General features: G+C 65.7%; 3 protein-coding genes and 1 pseudogene. 3 read left to right on the forward strand and 1 reads right to left on the reverse strand.

Features of this window, described 5'->3' with window-relative positions:
- Nucleotides 1-314 precede the first annotated feature (314 nt).
- A complete protein-coding gene (locus VFH65_RS26095) occupies nt 315-1,163 on the reverse strand; it encodes an LLM class F420-dependent oxidoreductase (RefSeq protein WP_353325557.1) in 849 nt (282 codons plus the stop codon).
- A gap of 112 nt (nt 1,164-1,275) precedes the next feature.
- Between VFH65_RS26095 and sfnG the strand changes: the two genes are divergently transcribed.
- The 3 genes and pseudogenes from sfnG to VFH65_RS32090 all read left to right on the forward strand — a co-directional run.
- The gene (sfnG, locus tag VFH65_RS26100; protein ID WP_353325559.1) at nt 1,276-2,391 is read left to right on the forward strand and encodes a dimethylsulfone monooxygenase SfnG; all 1,116 of its coding nucleotides are present in this window, start codon (nt 1,276-1,278) and stop codon (nt 2,389-2,391) included.
- A gap of 82 nt (nt 2,392-2,473) precedes the next feature.
- On the forward strand, nt 2,474-3,325 hold the full coding sequence (locus VFH65_RS26105; protein ID WP_353325561.1) for a DUF5336 domain-containing protein: 852 nt from the start codon (nt 2,474-2,476) through the stop codon (nt 3,323-3,325).
- Between the two features lie 60 nt (nt 3,326-3,385).
- A pseudogene (locus VFH65_RS32090) lies at nt 3,386-3,549 on the forward strand (hypothetical protein); the annotation flags it as partial.

A 3,549-nucleotide genomic window follows, 5' to 3' on the forward strand; every position in this document is an offset into this window, starting at 1 on the left:
GACGACCCCTTGCGGGTTCTGCGCGCGGATCAGCGAGATCGACATCGGGCTTCCTGGACGGCGTGTGCCGTACCAGCGTAAACCGCCGGAATCCAGGTGCCTGGCACCAAATCACCGCTGACGGAAGAGGCGCGCTGCCCATTTGTAGTCGTCAGTCACACGGGCCTCTGGCTGAAGGCATAGTCGCTGTGCCCACCTCACGCCGACTTTGTCGGTGCGTACCGACATTGTCGCCATGAGGCGGGCAGAAAGTGCACCTACCTGGAGAGAGGCTGATGCGATAACTGTGGCCAGTGAGGTTGCCGTTGACGGCGCTAGACGAGCGCCGCCAACTTCCCCGCCAGCCGCTCGACGTAAGAGGCGATGTCCGCCTCCGACTTGTCGGGCAAGCCGAACAACACCTCTGTCACACCGAGTTCGGCCCAGCGGGCCAGCTTCTCGGGATCCGGCTTGAAGTCCAGCGCGACGATCTGCGGCGCCCCGTCACGTCCTGCGCCCGCCCACGTGTCCTGCAGCAGCTTGACCGGTTCGTCGATGTCGAAGTCGCGCGGTGTGGTGATCCATCCGTCGGCACTACGGGCGATCCACTTGAAGTTCTTCTCGGTGCCCGCCGCCCCGACGAGCACGGGGATGTGCGATTGCACCGGCTTCGGCCACGCCCAGCTCGGGCCGAAATTGACGAATTCGCCTTCGTACGAGGCTTCTTCCTCCGTCCACAGCGCCCGCATCGCCTCGAGGTATTCGCGAAGCATGGTGCGACGCCGGCCCGGCGGCACGTTGTGATCGGCGAGTTCGTCTGTGTTCCAACCGAATCCGACGCCCAGACTGACGCGTCCACCGGAAAGGTGGTCCAGCGTGGCGATCGACTTCGCCAACGTGATCGGGTCGTGCTCGACCGGCAACGCCACCGCCGTCGACAACCGCACCCGCGACGTCACCGCGCAAGCCGCACCGAGGCTGACCCACGGATCGAGCGTGCGCATGTAGCGGTCGTCGGGCAGTGACTCGTCGCCCGTGGTCGGGTGCGCGGCCTGCCGCTTGACCGGGATGTGAGTGTGCTCGGGCACGTAGAAGGTGGTGAAGCCGTGGTCGTCGGCAAGCTTGGCCGCGGCCGCCGGGGAAATGCCCCGGTCGCTGGTGAAAAGTACGAGCCCGTAGTCCATGGCAAGAATTAGAACGTGTTCCAGTCTGGCGGGCAAGGGCGGGTGCCATTCTTAGGTTCACCGCGAGCGTTACCCGCGACGGCCGCGCAGGCCATTGCTGGGATGACACACCATGACGACTGAACGCATCGCCGACCACATCAAGTTCGCCTACTGGGTCCCCAACGTCAGCGGCGGCCTGGTCACCAGCGACATCGAGCAGCGCACCGACTGGAACTACGAATACAACGCGAAGCTTGCCAAGACCGCGGAGAACAAGGGCTTCGAATACGCGCTGTCCCAGGTCCGCTACGAGGCCAGCTACGGCGCCGAATACCAGCACGAGTCGACCAGTTTCAGCCTCGCGCTGCTGCTGGCCACCCAAAAGCTCAAGGTGATCGCAGCGGTCCACCCCGGTCTGTGGCAACCCGCCGTGCTCGCCAAGCTCGGCGCAACCGCCGACCACCTGAGCAACGGCCGGTTCGCGGTCAACGTCGTCAGTGGCTGGTTCAAGGATGAGTTCACCCATTTGGGCGAGCCGTGGCTCGAACACAACGAGCGCTACCGGCGCAGCGCGGAGTTCCTGCAGGTGCTGCGCAAAATCTGGACCGAGGACGACGTTGATTTCCGCGGCGACTTCTACCGCATCCACGACTTCACTCTGAAGCCCAAGCCGCTCCACACGCCGGAGATCTTCCAGGGCGGCAACTCGACGGCCGCGCGGCGCAACGGCGGACGCTACTCCGACTGGTACTTCTCCAACGGCAAAGATTTCGACGGCGTCACCGAACAACTCGTCGAGGTCCGTGACCATGCCCGTGAGGCCCATCGCGAGGTCCGGTTCGGGCTCAATGGATTCATCATCGCCCGCGACACGGAAAAGGAAGCGAAAGAAGTCCTCAGGGAGATCGTCGAGAAGGCCAACCGCCCCGCGGTCGAAGGTTTCCGTTCCGCGGTCCAGCAGGCCGGCAACTCGACGTCGGACAAGCGCGGCATGTGGGCCGACTCCACGTTCGAGGACCTGGTCCAGTACAACGACGGCTTCCGCTCGCAACTGATCGGCACACCCGAGCAGATCGCGGAACGCATTGCGGCGTACCGCAAGCGGGGCGTCGACCTCATCCTCGGCGGCTTCCTCCACTTCCAGGAGGAGATCGAGTACTTCGGCTCGCGAGTACTGCCGTTGGTGCGCGAAATCGAAGAATCCGAAGAGGATTCGGTCGGCGAGCCCGTACTCGCGTCGGCCTGAGGTGCGGACGGCCGCCGCCCGCACGTCAGGGTGCGCTAGCGTGGGTGATCGAATCGCTCAGGCGTCCAGCACAGGAGAGGTCATGACCTACCCGCCCGGTAGCCCCGGATATCCGCCCGCACAACAACCGACCACTCAATTCGCCGCGCCGACCCAGCAGTTCGGCAAGCCCGACACCGGTCCCGCCGCCGCCGAAGGCCCGAGCAAGTTGCCGCTGTATCTGACCGCCGCGGTCGCGGCCCTTGGTCTGATCGCGTTTCTGGCGAGCTTCGGACCTCTCTTCACGTCAGGTTCGGGTGGCGGAATGCCCGAATTCGGCGAGCAGACCCTCACCGGCGGCGCGCTGCTTTCAGCCGGCGGCGGTATCCCGCTCATCGTGGTCCTCTTCGCCGCGCTCCTCGCCGGCGTGGCGCTGGTGCCGAAACAACCAAGCCGTGTTGGGGTTGTTGCCGCCTTGGCCGTGCTCGGATTTTTGCTGACGCTCCTGCAGCTGGTAGGAAAGCCGGGCGGAGTTTCCGCAGGTTGGGGCCTCATCACGATCGTCGTGGTCGCCGGTATACAAGCGATCATCGCCGTCGCTGTCCTGCTGTTCGACGCCGGCGTGATCACCCCGCCAGCGCCAAAGCCGAAGTATGAACAGCAGTACGGCCAGTACGGCGGGCCCGGCCAGTACTACGGCCAGCCGCAGGGACAGCTGCAGCATCACGGCGGACCGCAGCAGGGTCCTCAGCAGCAACAGCGTCCGGGATATCCGCCGCAGTACGGCGGCTACCAGGGCGGCCAGTCGTCCGGCGGATACTCGAGCGGACCCCCGACTCCGCCCACCGGCTTCCCGACGTACGGCCAGCCGCCTGCCAGCTCGGCGCCCACCTCACAGGTGCCTTCGCAGCCGCAATCGTCGTCATCCTCACAGTCCGGCCCCGCGCCGTCGTAATCTGAGCCGCGCGTGCGTCAACTTCGCGCGCGTGAGCTTGCGCGAGGAGCGGCCCAACTAGTGGAAGAACGGCCAGTCGGCACACGCCAGGCGCGTGAGCTGCTTCGGGTCGCGTTCGGGCCGTCCATCGTGGCGCTGGGCGTCATCGCGGCAGTGGTCCTGCTGCAGCTGCTGATCGCCCACAGCGACATGACCGGCGCGCTCGGCGCGATCACCAGCATGTG

Source organism: Mycobacterium sp., from assembly GCF_035697385.1.
Taxonomy (GTDB): Bacteria; Actinomycetota; Actinomycetes; order Mycobacteriales; family Mycobacteriaceae; genus Mycobacterium.

Excerpts from the sequence above, each read along its gene's own strand:
- VFH65_RS26095 (WP_353325557.1), bottom strand. The coding sequence starts at position 1,163 with ATGGACTACGGGCTCGTACTTTTCACCAGCGACCGGGGCATTTCCCCG.
- sfnG (WP_353325559.1), top strand. The coding sequence starts at position 1,276 with ATGACGACTGAACGCATCGCCGACCACATCAAGTTCGCCTACTGGGTC.
- VFH65_RS26105 (WP_353325561.1), top strand. The coding sequence starts at position 2,474 with ATGACCTACCCGCCCGGTAGCCCCGGATATCCGCCCGCACAACAACCG.